At 66.6% G+C, this 16086-nt stretch carries 15 protein-coding genes; 9 read left to right on the plus strand and 6 right to left on the minus strand.

Annotated features, from left to right (window positions below):
• Positions 1-30 precede the first annotated feature (30 nt).
• From ACWW1C_RS22445 to ACWW1C_RS22455, 3 genes are read left to right on the plus strand one after another with little or no spacing between them, the layout of a single operon-like run.
• Entirely contained in the window at positions 31-618 is a 588-nt protein-coding gene (locus tag ACWW1C_RS22445) for a TetR/AcrR family transcriptional regulator C-terminal ligand-binding domain-containing protein (RefSeq protein WP_455980327.1), read from the plus strand.
• On the plus strand, positions 615-1553 hold the full coding sequence (locus tag ACWW1C_RS22450) for a fumarylacetoacetate hydrolase family protein (protein ID WP_455980328.1): 939 nt from the start codon (positions 615-617) through the stop codon (positions 1551-1553). Before ACWW1C_RS22445 ends, ACWW1C_RS22450 begins: the two co-directional genes overlap by 4 nt.
• A complete protein-coding gene (locus ACWW1C_RS22455) occupies positions 1550-2302 on the plus strand; it encodes an MBL fold metallo-hydrolase (RefSeq protein WP_455980329.1) in 753 nt (250 codons plus the stop codon). Before ACWW1C_RS22450 ends, ACWW1C_RS22455 begins: the two co-directional genes overlap by 4 nt.
• On the opposite strand, the gene ACWW1C_RS22460 is transcribed toward ACWW1C_RS22455, so the two are convergent.
• Positions 2303-3874, minus strand: coding sequence for a DNA polymerase Y family protein (locus ACWW1C_RS22460; RefSeq protein WP_455980330.1), 1572 nt, complete (start codon positions 3872-3874; stop codon positions 2303-2305). It abuts the gene before it with no gap.
• 1 nt (position 3875) lies between these two features.
• Entirely contained in the window at positions 3876-4571 is a 696-nt protein-coding gene (locus tag ACWW1C_RS22465) for a hypothetical protein (RefSeq protein WP_455980331.1), read from the minus strand.
• Positions 4572-4790: 219 nt separating this feature from the next.
• Between ACWW1C_RS22465 and ACWW1C_RS22470 the strand changes: the two genes are divergently transcribed.
• The 6 genes from ACWW1C_RS22470 to ACWW1C_RS22495 all read left to right on the plus strand — a co-directional run bounded on the left by ACWW1C_RS22470 (position 4791) and on the right by ACWW1C_RS22495 (position 11627).
• Positions 4791-6185: a cytochrome P450 gene (locus ACWW1C_RS22470; protein ID WP_455980332.1), complete on the plus strand. Its 1395-nt coding sequence runs from the start codon at positions 4791-4793 to the stop codon at positions 6183-6185.
• A 25-nt stretch (positions 6186-6210) separates the two neighbouring features.
• Complete coding sequence (locus tag ACWW1C_RS22475) at positions 6211-7020, plus strand: hypothetical protein (RefSeq protein WP_455980333.1); 810 nt, start codon at positions 6211-6213, stop codon at positions 7018-7020.
• Between the two features lie 31 nt (positions 7021-7051).
• Complete coding sequence (locus ACWW1C_RS22480; RefSeq protein WP_455980334.1) at positions 7052-7684, plus strand: TetR/AcrR family transcriptional regulator; 633 nt, start codon at positions 7052-7054, stop codon at positions 7682-7684.
• A 90-nt stretch (positions 7685-7774) separates the two neighbouring features.
• Positions 7775-8038 (plus strand): hypothetical protein, encoded by a 264-nt coding sequence (locus ACWW1C_RS22485; RefSeq protein WP_455980335.1) that lies wholly within the window; start codon positions 7775-7777, stop codon positions 8036-8038.
• A gap of 59 nt (positions 8039-8097) precedes the next feature.
• Positions 8098-9720 carry a S53 family peptidase gene (locus ACWW1C_RS22490; RefSeq protein WP_455980336.1) on the plus strand — a complete coding sequence of 541 codons (1623 nt, stop codon included), beginning with the start codon at positions 8098-8100 and terminating at the stop codon, positions 9718-9720.
• Positions 9717-11627 (plus strand): zinc ribbon domain-containing protein, encoded by a 1911-nt coding sequence (locus tag ACWW1C_RS22495; protein ID WP_455980337.1) that lies wholly within the window; start codon positions 9717-9719, stop codon positions 11625-11627. Before ACWW1C_RS22490 ends, ACWW1C_RS22495 begins: the two co-directional genes overlap by 4 nt.
• Here ACWW1C_RS22495 and ctaD read toward each other — a convergent pair.
• From ctaD to ACWW1C_RS22515, 4 genes are all read right to left on the minus strand, one after another.
• On the minus strand, positions 11599-13341 hold the full coding sequence (ctaD, locus tag ACWW1C_RS22500) for an aa3-type cytochrome oxidase subunit I (RefSeq protein WP_455980338.1): 1743 nt from the start codon (positions 13339-13341) through the stop codon (positions 11599-11601). The two genes, ACWW1C_RS22495 and ctaD, sit on opposite strands and share 29 nt — an antisense overlap.
• Before the next feature lie 149 nt (positions 13342-13490).
• Positions 13491-13775, minus strand: a complete 285-nt coding sequence (locus tag ACWW1C_RS22505) for a hypothetical protein (RefSeq protein WP_455980339.1) — start codon at positions 13773-13775, stop codon at positions 13491-13493.
• Positions 13776-13906: 131 nt separating this feature from the next.
• Positions 13907-15466: a glutamine-hydrolyzing GMP synthase gene (guaA, locus tag ACWW1C_RS22510; protein ID WP_455980340.1), complete on the minus strand. Its 1560-nt coding sequence runs from the start codon at positions 15464-15466 to the stop codon at positions 13907-13909.
• 9 nt (positions 15467-15475) lie between these two features.
• Positions 15476-16033, minus strand: coding sequence for a TetR/AcrR family transcriptional regulator (locus ACWW1C_RS22515; protein WP_455980341.1), 558 nt, complete (start codon positions 16031-16033; stop codon positions 15476-15478).
• Positions 16034-16086 lie beyond the last annotated feature (53 nt).

Below are 16086 nucleotides of genomic sequence, written 5' to 3' on the forward strand. Positions count from 1 at the left end.
ATGCAATGATCTTTGCGTTACACTGGGGGCATGGAGGAACCGAATGAGGTCTCACGCCGCCCCGGTGGACGCTCCGCGCGCATCCGCACCGCAGTCCTCGAAGCGGCCCTCGGCCTACTGGAGACCGGTGTCACTTCATCGAGCCTCCCCGAGCTGGCAGCCCACGCCGGGGTGGCGCCGTCGTCGATCTATCGCCGTTGGGGCACCTGGGAAAACGTCGTCGCCGACGCCCTGCTGGCCAGCAGCGAAGCCGCGATTCCCGTCTCCGACACCGGCCACGTGCGCCAGGACCTGATCGAATTCGCCACATCGCTGGCGAAATACCTGGAATCGCCGCGCGGATACGCGTTGACCCGCGCGGCCAGCTCCGTCGGCGCGGACTCCCCGGGCGTCGCCGAGGCCCGGGGACGGTTCTGGGCCGAACGGTTTCAGGTCGCCGAGGCGATCATCACGCGCGGCATCGACCGCAACGAGCTGCCCGCGACCGCCGACGCGGCGCTCATCATCGAAACCATCATCGCGCCACTGCATTTCCGGCGTCTGGTCACTCACCACGACGTCGCGCACGGACTTGTCGCGCGGATCGACCTGGTGCTGAAAGGAGCACAGACCACATGATCGACGAAACCCAGGTACAGGCCATGCGACGACGGCATGCCGACGGCGCCACCATCGTCGAGGTGCGGTTGGACGATGACTGGCACCGATGGACGAATGACCAACTACCGCTTGGACTTCCACCGGTTCCCGAGTGGCGCGACGTGGCGTTGGACGGTCTGGCGACCGATCTGCGACTGCCATTCGCCCCCGTATCCTTCCGGGACTTCATGCTCTACGAACAACACGTCATCGACGCGTCACGCGCGATGGCACGCCGATACCTGCCTGGCCGCTACCGGGTGACGGCAGCGTATGAGCGCATCACCGGATCGACGTTCCCGATGTTCAAACCGAACCGGCTGTGGTTCGAGCAGCCGATCTACTACATGAGCAACGCACTGACGTTCATGCCCAGCGGAACCCCGGTCACCGCACCGGCTTACACCCGTGACCTCGACTATGAGCTCGAGCTCGGTTTCATCATCGGCCGCCCGCTACGCGACGCCACGCCGGCCGAAGCCGCCGCGGCGATCAGCGGCTACGTCGTCCTCAACGACCTGTCCGCTCGTGACGTCCAAATCGCCGAGATGCGTAGCGGTTTCGGACCGCAGAAAGCCAAACACTTCGCCAACTCCATGTCCGACACCGTGGTCGCGGCGACGTCGGACATCGACCCCGCTGCCCTGGACGCCGAAGTCAAGATCAATGGTGTCACCGTGACGCGAAGCTCCACGAGGGGCATGCGGTACTCACTCGGCGAAGCTCTGGCCCACGCCTCAAAGGGCGAACAGCTCTATCCAGGAGAGCTTTTCGGCACCGGCACGTTGCCGGGGTGCTCGGGCATCGAGTCCGACCATCTCCCCCAAGACGGCGACAGAATCGAGCTGACGATCCACGGCATCGGCGCCATCACCCACGAATTCCGGTGCGACGCCGAACGACACCACGCATGAACATCATCCAGGTGAATGACCAGGCGCACATGGTCACCGGCACCAACGTCAACTGGGCGCTGGTCACCGACGGTGACGCGGTGACGGTCATCGACAGCGGCTATCCCAACGACGGTGCCCTCCTGCTCGCATCCATCGAGCACATCGGACGCCGGGTCGAGGACGTCCAAGCCATTCTGCTCACCCACGCACACCTCGACCACGTCGGTGGCATTCCCGCCCTGCGTGCCCGCCACCACGTGCCGGTGCTGACCGGCGCCGAGGAGGCACGTCATGCACGACGCGAATACGTTGAGCAGATCACGCCACGTCACATGCTGCAGCAGTGCACTCGCCGCGCAGGCCGACGGTGGGTACGGCAGACGCTGTGCGCCGTCCTGCCGCACATGTCGATCACCATCGGCGACGTCGAGCCTGTACCTGCCGATGTGCCCCTCGACCTGCCCGGCGCCTTGGTACCGATCGCCACACCCGGCCACACCAGCGGACACACGGCGTGGCTGATGCCCGCCACGGGTGTGCTATTCACCGGCGACGCCCTCGTCACCGCGCACCCGCTGTCCACACTCGGTTCAGGCCCGCAGCTGCTGCCCGCGGTGTTCAACGAAGACGAGCCCACCATGCGCGCCAGCCTGTCTCACATCGCGCAATTGCCCGCCGACACAATCATTCCCGGCCACGGACCGCTCTGGCGCGGGCCCTTGCCTGAACTGGTCGAACAGGCTGTCGCCGCCGGCCAGACGAACTAACTATTCATAAACCCCCTCCACATACCACCGCCGCTGCCGGTAGCACAGCAGCAGCGCACGGCTCTCTCCCCCGCCGCCCCCGAGCAGCACCTGAGCCCGAGCCGTGCGGCCCTTCCCCCGCTCCGGATCCCACCAGCGTTCGTCGACCGGCCACGGCCCCGCCCACCACCGCAACGCCCCGCGATAACCCGAACCCGTCAGCCGCACCGGATCGGTGGAGAACATGCCCCGGTCCGTCACCCGAACCGAATCACCGCGTACGTCAACAAGTTCCACCGGGTCGTCCAGCAGGATCACCGGCGCCGGCTCCGGCAGCCGTCCCGGCCAAGGCTGGGTCGGATCACTGCGCGGCACCACCTCATCCCCCAGCGGGGTGAGCGTGATGCGCTCGGCCGGCCCCCGCCCACCACTGAGCACCGGCACCTGCACCGCCTCCGGCCCGAGCAGACCCTGGACCCGCACCAGAGCCCGTCGCGCGCGCATCCGGTCGTCATCTCCGGAAGATCCCCACAACGGCAACTGCAGCGCCGCGGCCGAGACCACCTCGACCGGATGCAGCCGCAACACCGTGATGGGCCCGGTGGGCCCAGCCCCGCCCAGCCCCCGTCGGGTCAGCCAACCGTCCAACTGCCACCGCACCCGGTCCGCGGTGGCGTCCTCGGTCAGCGGCTCGGCACACCGCCAAACTCGTTGCAGTTCCTCACCATTGGCGGTCACCGCATCGATGGCCAGCCGGGTGCACCCCACCCCGGCAGACTCCAAGCTGCGGTGCAACCGGCCCGCCAGCGAGCGCCCGGCGAACGCCGCCGCATCCACCCGGTCGATCGGCGGGTCGCAGTCCATCACGGCATCGAGGTCCGCCGGCGTCTCCGGCCCCGACGGGCGGCGCGCCGGTTCACCCCGCGAAAACCGGTGCGCGACCACGGCATCGGTACCGAACCGGGATGCCACATCCGCCCGGGACAGCGCAGCGAACTGCCCGATGGTTCGGATACCCATGCGCCACAACAAATCCGCCAGTTCTTCCCGCCCCTCGCCGGACAGGCTCGGTTCCGTCGCCAACTGCCGGATGGACAATTCAGCGAGAAATTGCGCATCCTCACCCGGCGCGAGGATGCATCCCGCCCGGGCCGCGAAGACCGCGGTAGGCAGCTGATCGGCAACCCCCACCTGACATTCGACCCCGGCCGCGCCCACCGCATCGACCAACCGCTCGGCCGCGGTCTGTTCCGACCCGAAATACCGGGCAGCTCCACGCACCGGCAACACCAGCAGCCCCGGTCGCAGCACCTCCGCGCGCGGCACGACCTCGTCCACCGCGGCCGTCACCCCCTCGAAATGACGGGCGTCCCGCGCCGGATCGGCTGTGGCGACGTGCAATTGAGGACAGCGGGCCTGAGCTTCCCTGCGCCGCAAACCCCTTCGCACCCCCGATGCCCGGGCCGACGCCGAGCAGGCCGCCACCCGGTTCGCCAGAGTGACCGCCACGGGCTCGGTCACCGGCAGCCCGGCCGCCACTGCTGCCGCCACCGCGGGCCAGTCCATGCACCAGATGGCCAGTACGCGGGACATCTCATCCACCCACTGCTCGGAGCGGGCGCATCGAGCGGCCGCGAGCCCGCGTGTCCAGCTGCACCCGGCCGATTCGTCCGCACCCCGGCACCGGGTCCCCGGCACCCGCGCCGACCACCTCATACCCGCGGACCCTGGCCTCCAACCGGGCCGTCGCCCCGGGCCAGTCGCCATCGGTGACCAGCAGAGTGCACTCACGCTGGCGGGCCCGGGACGCCACCACCCGCGCCCGGCCGGCCGGGACGGCTTTGCCGCCCAGGCCGAGCAGCACCAGGTCGAGCCCGTCCATGAGCACCGCGGCCACCTCGACCGGGTCCGGACCCGGATCCGGGATCAGCGCGATGCGTTCCAGGTCGGCCCCCATCTCCACCGCCGCCAGGAGCCCCACCTTGGGCTGACCGACGATGGCCGCATAACCACCGGATGCCGTCACCGCCGCCACCATCCGCAACGGCAGCGAGCGGGCCCCGGAGAGCACCGCGACCGTACCGCGGGGCAACACATCGGGCAGCAGCTCAGACTGCAGATCCGACGGTTCCAGCAAACTTTCAACCACCTTCGGGGCCGGCTCCGGCCGCCCCCGGTCCCGGCCACGCAATCCCGCCGGACCGGACATCTCGGCGATCTTGCGCCGGAGCTGTTCCAGCTGGTCAGCACGGTCAATCCGACCGTCCGCCAGGCTAGTCACAGCCGCCACAACAACACCTCCCACACCATCAGTCGCTATCGCTATTCGAATATTTGTTCGATACCGTGAGTAAACACCCACCCACCGACACGGTCAAGCCGCGGCCACCCCGTCCCGCCTCAACCCTTGCGATACCCATAAGGCGTCGATAGTCTCATTTGAGACTTTTGATCTATCTAGAGTCTCATTCGACCAACCGGCACCTTGCCCAACGGAAGCGAGCCACAGATGACGCGATCCATGCAACGACACCCCCACCCCGGGAAGGGAACGTCACCGCGTGCGACCAAGCTGCCACCCGGGCCGCGCGGGATCCCCGGACTCGGGATCGCGCCACAACTGGTTCGCGACATCTACGGCTATCTGCCATCGGTGGCACGCAAGTACGGTGACGTCGCACGACTACCGGTCCCCGGCCAGGACCTCATCCTCGTCAGCCATCCCGATCACGTCCATCACGTGATGACCCGCAATTCCAGCGGTTACGGCAAGGGCTCGATGAACATGGAGCTCATCGACGGCGACGACCACGCCCCGCTGCCGGTCGCCGACGGCGAGCAGTGGAAGCGCATGCGCAGGCTGCTGAGCCCGAAATTCACCGCCCGAAGCATGCAGGAACTCAGCGACAAGGTCGTCGTCGACATCATCCGCCATCTCGACGACACCTGGGATCCCGCAGCAGCATCCGGTCAACCGGTAGACCTAGAAGACAACCTGGCCACGATGGCGCTGTCCGTGCTGCTGCGCGGCGCCTGTTCCCAACCGGACCTCGATGACCACACCATCGAGCGACTGGCCGAGGAGATCCGCAGCTATGCGCTGTACGCCGGGTCGCGCATGGTCATGCACTCGATGCCGGCCGCGCTACCCAGGCCATTCACCAAGCGCGGCAAGGCTGCTCGCCACTATCTGGACGAATTCTCCGAGGCCGCCATCAACGAACGGGTCGCCAATCCCCGGCCCGACACCGACATGATCTCCCTGATTCTCGAGGCCCGGTTCGACGACGGGAGCCCGATGACTGTCACGCAACTGAAATCAGAACTGGGCGGCCTGATCTTCGGCGGCTTCGAAACCACCTCGTCGGCCTTGGCCTGGACGTTCACCCTGCTGGCCCAACACCCGGATGTCGAAGCGCGTGCACGCGCCGAAGTCGACGTCCTCGGCCTCCTGGGCCGCAAACCCGGCTACGCCGACCTGGCCCAATTACCTTTTGTCCGGGCTTGTTTCGATGAATCGATGCGCATCCAGGGCGGACCCATGTACCTGCGGGAAGCTCTCGCAGAGGACGAAATCGGCGGATACCGGATTCCCAAGGGCGCCACGGTGATCGTGTCGCCGACCGTGCTGCACAACGATCCCCGATTCTGGAATGCACCTCAGCGATTCCACCCGGACCGTTTCCTCACCGACAACATCGACAAGAACGCGTTCATCCCGTTCAACATCGGGCAACGCAAATGCCTCGGCTACCAGATGGCATACATGGAAGCGATATTCACCATTGCACTGGTTCTGGCGCGGTACCGGCTGCACCTGCCCGCCGGGTTCGAACTACGCCCCGCGTTCCGCGTCTCGACCGGCATCAAAGGCGGCGTCGCCGCGAAGATCACTGACCGCTGACCACACAGACAAGGACTCACCGAGCATGTTCCATCACCCCCGCGTGCCCACCGAAATGGTGGCCGATCAAACCGCATCGTTGCTCTTCCTCGCGTTCACCGCGCTGTCATTCCTGGGCGTACTAGCCTGGGCCACAAGGCATTTCCTTCGTACACAGGACAGGCTGCCCCTCATCTTGATGATCGGCGGCGCACTCTGCGGATTCCTGGAGCCATCCGGCGACCTTCTCGGCGCGACCTTCTACCCGCGGAACACGCCGCTGCTGGTGTTCGAAGCATTCGGACGACAAGTTCCGCTCTTCGTGTTCGTCGGGGAATCGATGTTCTTCGCCTCCGCGGTCTACATCGCCTATCGGTTCCTGCGCAGCGGCATGCCCACCCGCAAACTGCTCACCATCATCGTGGCCTTCAGCGCGTTCGACGCCGCGATGGAGATGACATGCATCCACTTCCATGTCATGACCTACTACGGCAACAACCCGCTGCTGGTCCTGGGACTGCCGTTGTACGTCATCGTGCAGAACGGTGCACTCGCGGTGGTCGGCGGCTGGACCATCCTGGTCCTCGAGCCGAAACTCCGAGGCCGCCGAGCCTGGTGGCTGGCCCCGATCGTCCCCATCAGCTTCGGCCTGCAGGCGGTCGTCGCCACCTGGCCCATGTACCTCGGATTGAACAGTGACTTCTCGCGGCCCACCATGCTTGCGCTCGGCTTGGTATCGACCGCGTTGAACCTGGCGCTGCCGATGTGGTGTATCTATTCGCCACAAGCAACGGCCGCACGACGATCCGCCCCGGCACAAATCGATCTCGGCGAAAGGCTGCCGTACGTGAGCTGACCCCCGATGAAGCACCTAGGGTGGTCAGATCATGACGACGTCGCAGCCGAGCACGACGGAGCTGGCCGCCCAAGGCCAGCTTTTCGTCGAGCTGCTCGCCACCGAAGACGACGCCGTCGACGCACGCGTCCTGGATGCCGCGGCCGAACTGATCGGCGAGTACGGCGAGCAGGTCGTGACCATGACCGACATCGGCGAGCGCTCCGGCGTGGGACGCGCCACCATTTTTCGGAGGTTCGGTTCGAAACAGACCGTCATCGACCGCATGTTGCAGCGTGAGCTCCGCAAGTTCGTCGTCGACCTGATCAACGCCTCCGCGGAGTGTGAAACACGCTCCGATGTCCTCACCGAACTGCTCGTCCAGGCCGTGTCATTCGCCCGCACCAATCCGGTCGTCCGGCACCTCGTCGCCAGTGAACCCGAAAGGCTCGTGCAATTCGCCCGGTCGGAAGAGTCTGCGTCGATGCTGATCGCGCGTGCGCTGATCCTGGGCCTGGTCAAACGCTTCGAAGCCCCGTCAGCCGCAGCCAACGACATGGAACACGTGGCCGATGTCGTCGCACACCTCGCGATCGGTTACGCCCTCGTACCGAATTCCAGCATCGACCTGACCGACGAGGACCACCTGCGCCGGATCATCCGCGCGATCCTGTCCGGGCTCTGATGCGCTGAACAGCGCTCCTGAGCCGATGAAGCGGTACGCTCGAATCTGGAACCGATCAGAAGTTCGCGTCAGTTGAAGGGACACACCGACATGCGATCAACCCGTCTGGTACACCGGATCGCCGCCGCTGCCGGTGGCACCGCCCTCATCGCGATGATCGGCCTCACCGCCGGCTGCGGTGAACAGAAGAAGGCCCCCGAGCCGTCGTCGACGACCACCACGACCACGTCCACGACCACATCGGCGGTCACCCCGACCGAGAAGTCGCTCAGCCCGAACGGCGGCAACCTCTTCACCCCGTCGGTCACCGCCAACCCGGCGCCCACCGCCACCCCGGGCACCCACCGCAACTGACACCCGACCCCGGTAATCCAAGGGCTCAACAGAATCCGGGTTGGCGCTACCGTTGCTACATGCCACCGCCGACTCGGACACCGTCAAAGCGATGGCTGCTGGTCCTGGCCCTGGTCGCCACCCTGACCCTGGTCTTCAACCTGCCCATCCCGAGTCGGCAAACAGACCAACCGTCAGATGCCATCGACGGCCCCTTCGCGTCATTGCTGGCCGCCTCGACCGATCTCGGACTCGCCCATCCGCAACGCGTCCAGCTGACCGCCGCCCTCGACGACGACTACCGGCCGGATGCGCTGATCAACTGGGCTGAGCTGCAACGGCTTTCGGTGCGCTGGCGGCCGGGCGACAACTGGGCCGTCGTCGAAGGCGATCCCGATCGCATGAGCGCCGCATTCGGCGTCGAGGTGCACGATTACCGAAGTCGACGGGGGCAGGAGTTCTACGCCGCACCGCAACAGCCCCGGATCCCCACCGAGTTGCACGGCACCGTCAGCGAATTGGGCCGGATCCTCAGCTACACCCCGCACCACAATTCCGCACCGCCGGACCCACCACTGGGCGTCCCGGAACGCGGTCTGACCCCGAGCCACCTGCTCAGCGCCTATCACGCCGACAAGTTGGCCGCCGCCGGCTACACCGGCAAGGGCACCACGGTGGTGGTCTTCGCTTTCAACGGCTACGACCAGGCCGACCTGGACCAGTTCTCCACCACCTTCGGCCTGCCCAAATTCACCCCGACCCTCGTCGGCGGGCAGCCCGGCGACGAGCGGGGCGAGACCACCATGGACCTCGAAGTGATCCATGCCATCGCCCCCGACGCCCGGCTGGTCGTGGTCAACGCGCGCCCCACGGTCACCGGCGACGGCGCGTATCTCAAGATCGGCGAGATGTTCGAGAAAACCGACCGTGATTTCCCCGGCGCGATCTGGAGCCTGTCGATCGGCTGGGGCTGCGACAAATTGACCACCGCAGCAGACCTCGCGCCCGTCCGGTCCGCGTTGGCCGCCGCGGAAGCGCACGGCACCACAGCTTTTGACGCCAGCGGCGACCTGGCCGGACTGGAATGCAAGGGCGGCGACGACTGGGATTCCCCGCCCGGCCCGGCCGACATCGGACTCGATTCGGTGGCGTCGCTGCCCGAGATGACCAACGTCGGCGGCAGCACCCTGTCCACCGATGCCGACGGCAGGTGGGTGGACGAACAGGCCTGGTTCAATGTCCCGCTCTCCCAGGGCACCGGCGGCGGGGTTTCCGCTCTGTTCGACCAGCCACGCTGGCAGGATGCCGCGGCCACCCAGGTCGACCCGAAACGCAGTGCCGGGAAGCGCATGACACCGGATATCTCGGCGGTCGCCGATCCCTACACCGGCGTGCGGATCGTGGTGGACAAAGAGATCGTCGTCGGTGGCGGCACCTCGCAGTCCGCACCGATCTGGGCCGGACTGACCGCCGTCATGACGCAGTACCTCACCGCCAACGGCGGGCGCCCCATCGGTGCGCTGAACCCCCTGCTGTACCGCATCGCCACCGGTGCCCCACGACCGGCATTCCGCGATATCACCCTGGGCGGCAACGCCATCGACACCGCAGGCCCGGGCTACGACCTGGTCAGCGGCCTCGGTACCCCGAACCTGGAGAACCTGGCGGAAAACCTGTTGTTGCTGCAGAAGGTGACGCAATGAGCACCCAGCTCGAAGACCGACCGATGATGGAGTGCGAGGTCTGCCAGCTGGACGTGCCGGCCGGCGAGTACTGCGGGCTGTGCGGCGCACCGTTGAGCCAACACAGCCACGACGGACCGCATTGGTTGCGGGCGCGGTCGTTCAGCGCCGCGCCGGGCCAGCACCTGCTCCGCCTGTCGATCACCAGCTCGCTGTTCCCGCACCTGTCCCCGCGGTCGCGGACGTCGTTCATGCTCGGGCTCATCGCCCTGGTGCTCGCTTTGGTCGCCACCGCGATGCTCCGCCTGCCCGGCGCGCTGGTCGCGGTCGCCGTCCTCGGGCTGCCCGTGATCTTCGGAATCTATCTCCGGGAATCCGAATTCAACCGGGACGCACCCCGCGGCAATCTGTGGATGACCGCCGGCCTCGCCGTCGCCCTGGGCGTCGGGTGGGCACTGCTCACCGGAGCGGTGGCCGCCCGGTCCTATGGCATCCCCCTCGGTGCGGGTATCGCGGCGGCCCGCATGCTGCGCACCGGCCTCGGTGCCACGCTCGGTGGCCTGATCCTGATGCAGGTGCCCGCGCTGGTGATCCGCCTGGTCCGGCCAGGCCATCGAGAAGCTCTGCACGGCTACGCCATTGGGGCCCACGCCGCCATCTATTTCACCGCGGCCGCAACCCTGACCCGACTGGCCCCGCAGTTCGGCACCGGCATGGTCAACCGCGATCGCCCGCTGCAGGGCCTGTTGGTCGAAGCCGGCATCCGCGGCCTGTCCACCCCCATCATCGCCGCCACCGTCGGCGGCCTGATCGGTGCGGCGCTGTGGTTCATCCGGCCACCGAACAAGGCACACCAACATCGCGGTTACGTGCGGCTGACGCTGACCCTGATCGCGGTGATCGTCGCCGTGGTCTATGCCTTGCTCGGCCTGATCGATGTGGTCCAGCTGCCTCAGTTGGTCCAGCTGGCAATGTATTTCGCGCTCACCCTGGTGGCGCTGCTGGCGTTGCGCGTCGGACTGCACCTGGCGCTCCTGCACGAGGCCCACGACGACTACAACATGGACGAGCCGCTGCTGTGCACCCAGTGCGGCCACGTGGTGCCCGACGCGCCGTTCTGCGCGGCCTGCGGCGCCGCCACCCGGGCTTCGTCACGGGCCTCGCGGCACGGCCAGCGCGCCGACCGGCCGGCACCCGCCGACACCATGACGGTGGGGCTCCTGCCCGGCTACTCGCTGCATGCCTCCGCCTATTCGGCAGCGCCGACCCGAACCACGAAACGCGTTCAGGTGACACTGATCTTCGTCCTGGCCGCCGTGGTGATGGCCGCGCTCCTGGTCGGGGTGTCCGGACTCCTGGAGAAACCAGCCGTGCGGTACGTGTGCCCGCCGGAATGCGGCCATCCGCCCATGGGCCAACCGGTGACCATCAACCCCCGGTTCACCGCACCCGACGGCTCGTTCAGCGTCGCCTACCCGGCGACCGGATCGGCGTACGACGTCACCAAGGACGACCACGGCGTGCTGGCCAAACTACTCGCCGGCGACGGCGGGATGCTGCAGTTGTTCAGCCGGCCTGCGGCCGGACGTCAGCCGAAAGACATTGCGGCCGAACTGGTCACGTCGACCTACCCGGACGCCAAGACCGCGTACGAGATCCCGAACGCCATGGTGGGCTACCAGTCGGGCTACGGCATCGTCGCCGACTGGTATCCGCAGGGCGCGAGCCGCCAATTCGCCCGAATGCGGCTGCTGGTGCTCGTCGCCGTCAAGAACGACCTGGCACTGATCGCCGCGGCCTCGGGTCCGTACCACCGCTTCGGGCCGGAATTCGGGTCCGGAAAGCCGTCCGCCGTCGGTCTGCAACTGGCCCTCGACATGGGCCAGTACGTCAACAGCTTCAGCTGGCGGGGCGACCCGCCGCGGTGAGCGTCGACGGTTCATCGGTCGAGTGGCGCCGGCCCACATGGGCTTCTGCGCGCATCCGCTCGACCATGTGCGGGTAGTGCAGCTCGAACGCCGGGCGCTCCGAACGGATCCGGGGCAGCTCGGTGAAGTTGTGCCGCGGCGGCGGGCAGCTGGTCGCCCACTCCAGGGAATTGCCGTAACCCCACGGGTCGTCGACCAACACCGGTTCGCCGTAGCGCCAGCTCTTGAAGACGTTCCACACGAAGGGCAGCGTGGATACGCCGAGGATGAACGCCCCGATCGACGAAACGATATTGAGCGTGGTGAAGCCGTCGGTCGGCAGGTAGTCGGCGTAACGACGCGGCATACCGGTATTGCCCAGCCAGTGCTGCACCAGGAACGTGGTGTGGAAGCCGATGAAGGTCAGCCAGAAGTGCAGCTTGCCCAGCCGCTCGTCGAGCAGACGGCCCGTCATCTTCGGGAACCAGAAGTAGATGCCCGCGTAGGTGGCAAACACGATGGTGCCGAACAGCACGTAATGGAAATGCGCCACAACGAAATACGACTCGGTGACGTGGAAGTCCAGCGGCGGGCTGGCCAGCAGCACGCCCGACAGACCACCGAGCAGGAAAGTCACCAGGAAACCCGCGGTGAACAACATCGGCGTCTCGAAGGTGAGCTGGCCCTTCCACATGGTGCCGATCCAGTTGAAGAACTTGATACCGGTCGGCACCGCGATCAGGAACGTCATGAAGGAGAAGAACGGCAACAGCACCGCACCGGTGGCGTACATGTGATGCGCCCAGACACCCATGGAAAGTGCTGCGATGCTCATGGTGGCGTAGACCAACGTCGTATAGCCGAAGATCGGCTTGCGGGAGAACACCGGGACGATCTCGCTGACGATGCCGAAGAACGGCAACGCGATGACGTACACCTCGGGATGCCCGAAGAACCAGAACAGGTGCTGATAGAGCATCATTCCGCCGTTGGCGGGGTCGTAGATGTGCGCGCCCAGGTGGCGGTCGGCGGCCAGGCCGAGCAGCGCGGCGGTCAGCAGCGGGAAGATCATCAGCACCAAGATCGAAGTGATGAAGATGTTCCAGGTGAAGATCGGCATGCGGAACATGGTCATGCCCGGGCAGCGCAGGCAGACCACGGTGGTGACCATGTTGACGGCACCGAGGATGGTGCCGAGACCACCGATCGCCAGGCCGACGATCCACAGATCGGCGCCGGCGCCCGGTGAGTGGATCGCATCCGACAGCGGGGTGTATGCGGTCCAGCCGAAGTCAGCGGCGCCCGTGGGAGTGATGAATCCGGAGAGCGCGATCAAGGCCCCGCATACGAACAGCCAGAAAGACAGTGCATTCAGGCGCGGGAAAGCGACGTCCGGCGCGCCGATCTGCAGCGGGAGCACCAGGTTGGCGAAGCCGAACACGATCGGCGTCGCGTAGAACAGCAACATCGCCGTGCCGTGCATGGTGAACAGCTGGTTGTACTGCTCGTTGGACAAAAACTGCAGTCCGGGCAGCGCCAGTTCCGCGCGGATGAACAGCGCCATCAGGCCGCCGATGAAGAAGAAGATGAAACAGACGACGCAATACATGATGCCGATCATCTTGTGATCGGTGGTCGTCACCAGCTTGTAGATCAGGTTGCCTGTGGGTCCCAGACGTTCCGGGAATGGCCGGCGCGCCTGAAGTTGTGCGACCGGAGGCGCTTCGGCCGTCATGAGAGCCCACCAGCAACCGGACTACCGCTGCGACCTCGACCACTATCCCATCGCACCACCACAACCACCCTTTCTGAATCGCGCTACCGAGAACGCTATTGAGCGATTGGGCAGTCGGGGCAGGGTCAAAAGTCCCAACACGAGTCAGATCAGAAGTTGTGATGCACTCCGGGCAGCGCCGTTTGCGGCGGCGGCGCCAACACCGAGGGCGTAAACGAATTCGGTCCCGACGGGTCGATCGACTTCTGGGTCGGCGACACGGAGACGGGCGACGTGGTGGTGGTGGTCGTCGTCGTCGACGTGGTGTTGCCCGGCGGGGATTGGTTGCCGCCGCAAGCGGTGGTGAGAACGCCTAGCGCGACAACCGCGACGGCCTTGGGCGCGTAGCGTCGAAATCCGCTTGCCGGACAAGCAAATTCAGCAATTTGACCCATCGGAACACCTCGACCTCCCGCGTTGCCCGCAGTGCCATCGGCACGGACACCAAGCAATGCCTCTTCATGGTTCCGCCAACGAGAACGACACTGAAAGGGAAGAAGGTCATCAACCCGATAGAGCTAAGACCTCACTCCCACTCGATGGTGCCCGGCGGCTTGCTGGTGATGTCCAGCACCACGCGGTTGACCTCGGGTACCTCGTTGGTGATCCGGGTCGAAATGCGTTCCAGCACTTCGTAAGGCACGCGAGTCCAGTCGGCGGTCATGGCGTCCTCGCTGGACACCGGACGCAGCACGATCGGATGTCCGTAGGTGCGTCCGTCACCCTGCACGCCGACCGAGCGCACGTCGGCGAGCAGCACCACCGGGCACTGCCAGATGCTCTGGTCCTGGCCGGCCGCGGTCAGCTCCTCGCGCGCGATCGAGTCGGCGCGGCGCAGCGTATCGAGCCGGGGACCCGTCACCTCGCCGACGATCCGGATACCCAGACCGGGCCCCGGGAAGGGTTGGCGCCCAACGATTTCCTCGGGCAGGCCGAGCTCGCGGCCGACAGCACGCACCTCGTCCTTGAACAGCAGCCGCAGCGGCTCGACCAGTTTGAACTTCAGATCCTCGGGCAGTCCGCCGACGTTGTGGTGGCTCTTGATGTTGGCGGTACCGGTGCCGCCGCCGGATTCGACGACGTCGGGGTACAGCGTGCCCTGCACGAGGTACTCGATCTCGGATTCGCTGCTGCCGAGGGCGCCGCGCACCGCGCCCTCGAAAGCGCGGATGAACTCGCGGCCGATGATCTTGCGCTTGCCTTCGGGGTTGGTCACCCCGGACAGCGCGTCGAGGAAGCGGTCGGCCTCGTCGATGGTCACGAGCTTGGCGCCGGTGGCGGCGACGAAGTCGCGTTCCACCTGCTCGCGCTCGCCCGCCCGCAGCAGGCCGTGGTCGACGAACACACAGGTGAGCCGGTCACCGATGGCCCGCTGAACCAGCGCGGCGGCCACCGCCGAGTCGACGCCACCGGACAGGCCGCAGATGGCCTGGCCGTCGCCGATCTGCTCACGCACCTGCTCGACCAACTGGTCGGCGATGTTCGCGGCAGTCCAGGTCGCGCCGATACCGGCGAAATCGTGCAGGAAGCGGCTGAGCACCTGCTGCCCATGCGGCGAGTGCAGCACCTCTGGGTGGTACTGGACGCCGGCCAGCTTGCGGGCCCGGTCCTCGAAAGCCGCGACGGGAGCGCCGGGGCTGCTGGCCACGACGTCGAATCCGGCGGGCGCCGCGGTGACCGCGTCACCGTGGCTCATCCACACCGGCTGCGACGCGGGCAGTCCCGAATGCAGTTCTCCGCCGGCGACTTTCAGCTCGGTCCGGCCATACTCACTGGTGCCGGTGTGCGCGACCGTCCCGCCGAGTACCTGCGCCATGGCCTGAAATCCGTAGCAGATACCGAACACCGGTACGCCGAGATCGAAGATCGCCGCGTCCAGTTGCGGAGCGCCTTCGTCGTAGACGCTGGACGGCCCACCGGACAGCACGATGGCCTGCGGGTTCTTGGCCTTGATGTCCTCGACCGTCGCGGTGTGCGGCAGCACCTCGGAGAACACCCGAGCCTCGCGGACCCGGCGAGCGATCAGCTGCGCGTACTGCGCACCGAAGTCGATGACCAGAACGGGCTGTGAAGCTGGTGTTTGCACCCGCCCAGTCTAGTGGTGGGCAGCCGGAGGCTCTGCCAACCGCTCGACGGCCGCGCCCACGGCGGTGCGGACCTCGTCGTCGGTCATCGCACCGAGTCCCAGTGCCGACCGCAGAAATGGTCCGAGCAGTCGCCAACCAAGCTGCAGCGCAATGATGTTGCCCACCGCGAGCCGGGCCTGGTTCTCGTCGGCGTACCGGGGCAGGAAGTCGTCGAGCAGGCGCGTCATGTTGGGAAACGTGGTCTGCAGCTCCCCCACCGGGTAGCCGTCGAGAGCGGCCCGGGCGATCACGCGCAGCTGCTGATCAAGCGCCGCGTCGATCACCTCAGCCGGCGCGTCCGCCTCGATCAATTCTTTGAGCCGCTGCCCCAGATGGTCCAGCACCGCGCCGACCAGCTTGTCCTTCGAGCCGAGGTGCCGGAAGACCAGACCATGGTTGACGTTGGATTTCGCGGCGATGTCCCGGATCGACGTGGCCGCGGGTCCGCGCGCGGCGAACAGCTCCGATGCCGCCTCGAGGATGGCGGCGACGACCTCGTCCCGGCCCACTGGCACGCCTGTAGTCATATGGCTACACTAGTCCTCATGCACCGTAGTCAACTGACTACGGTGCGCATCTT

The sequence above is a fragment of the Mycobacterium sp. HM-7 genome (assembly GCF_053852335.1).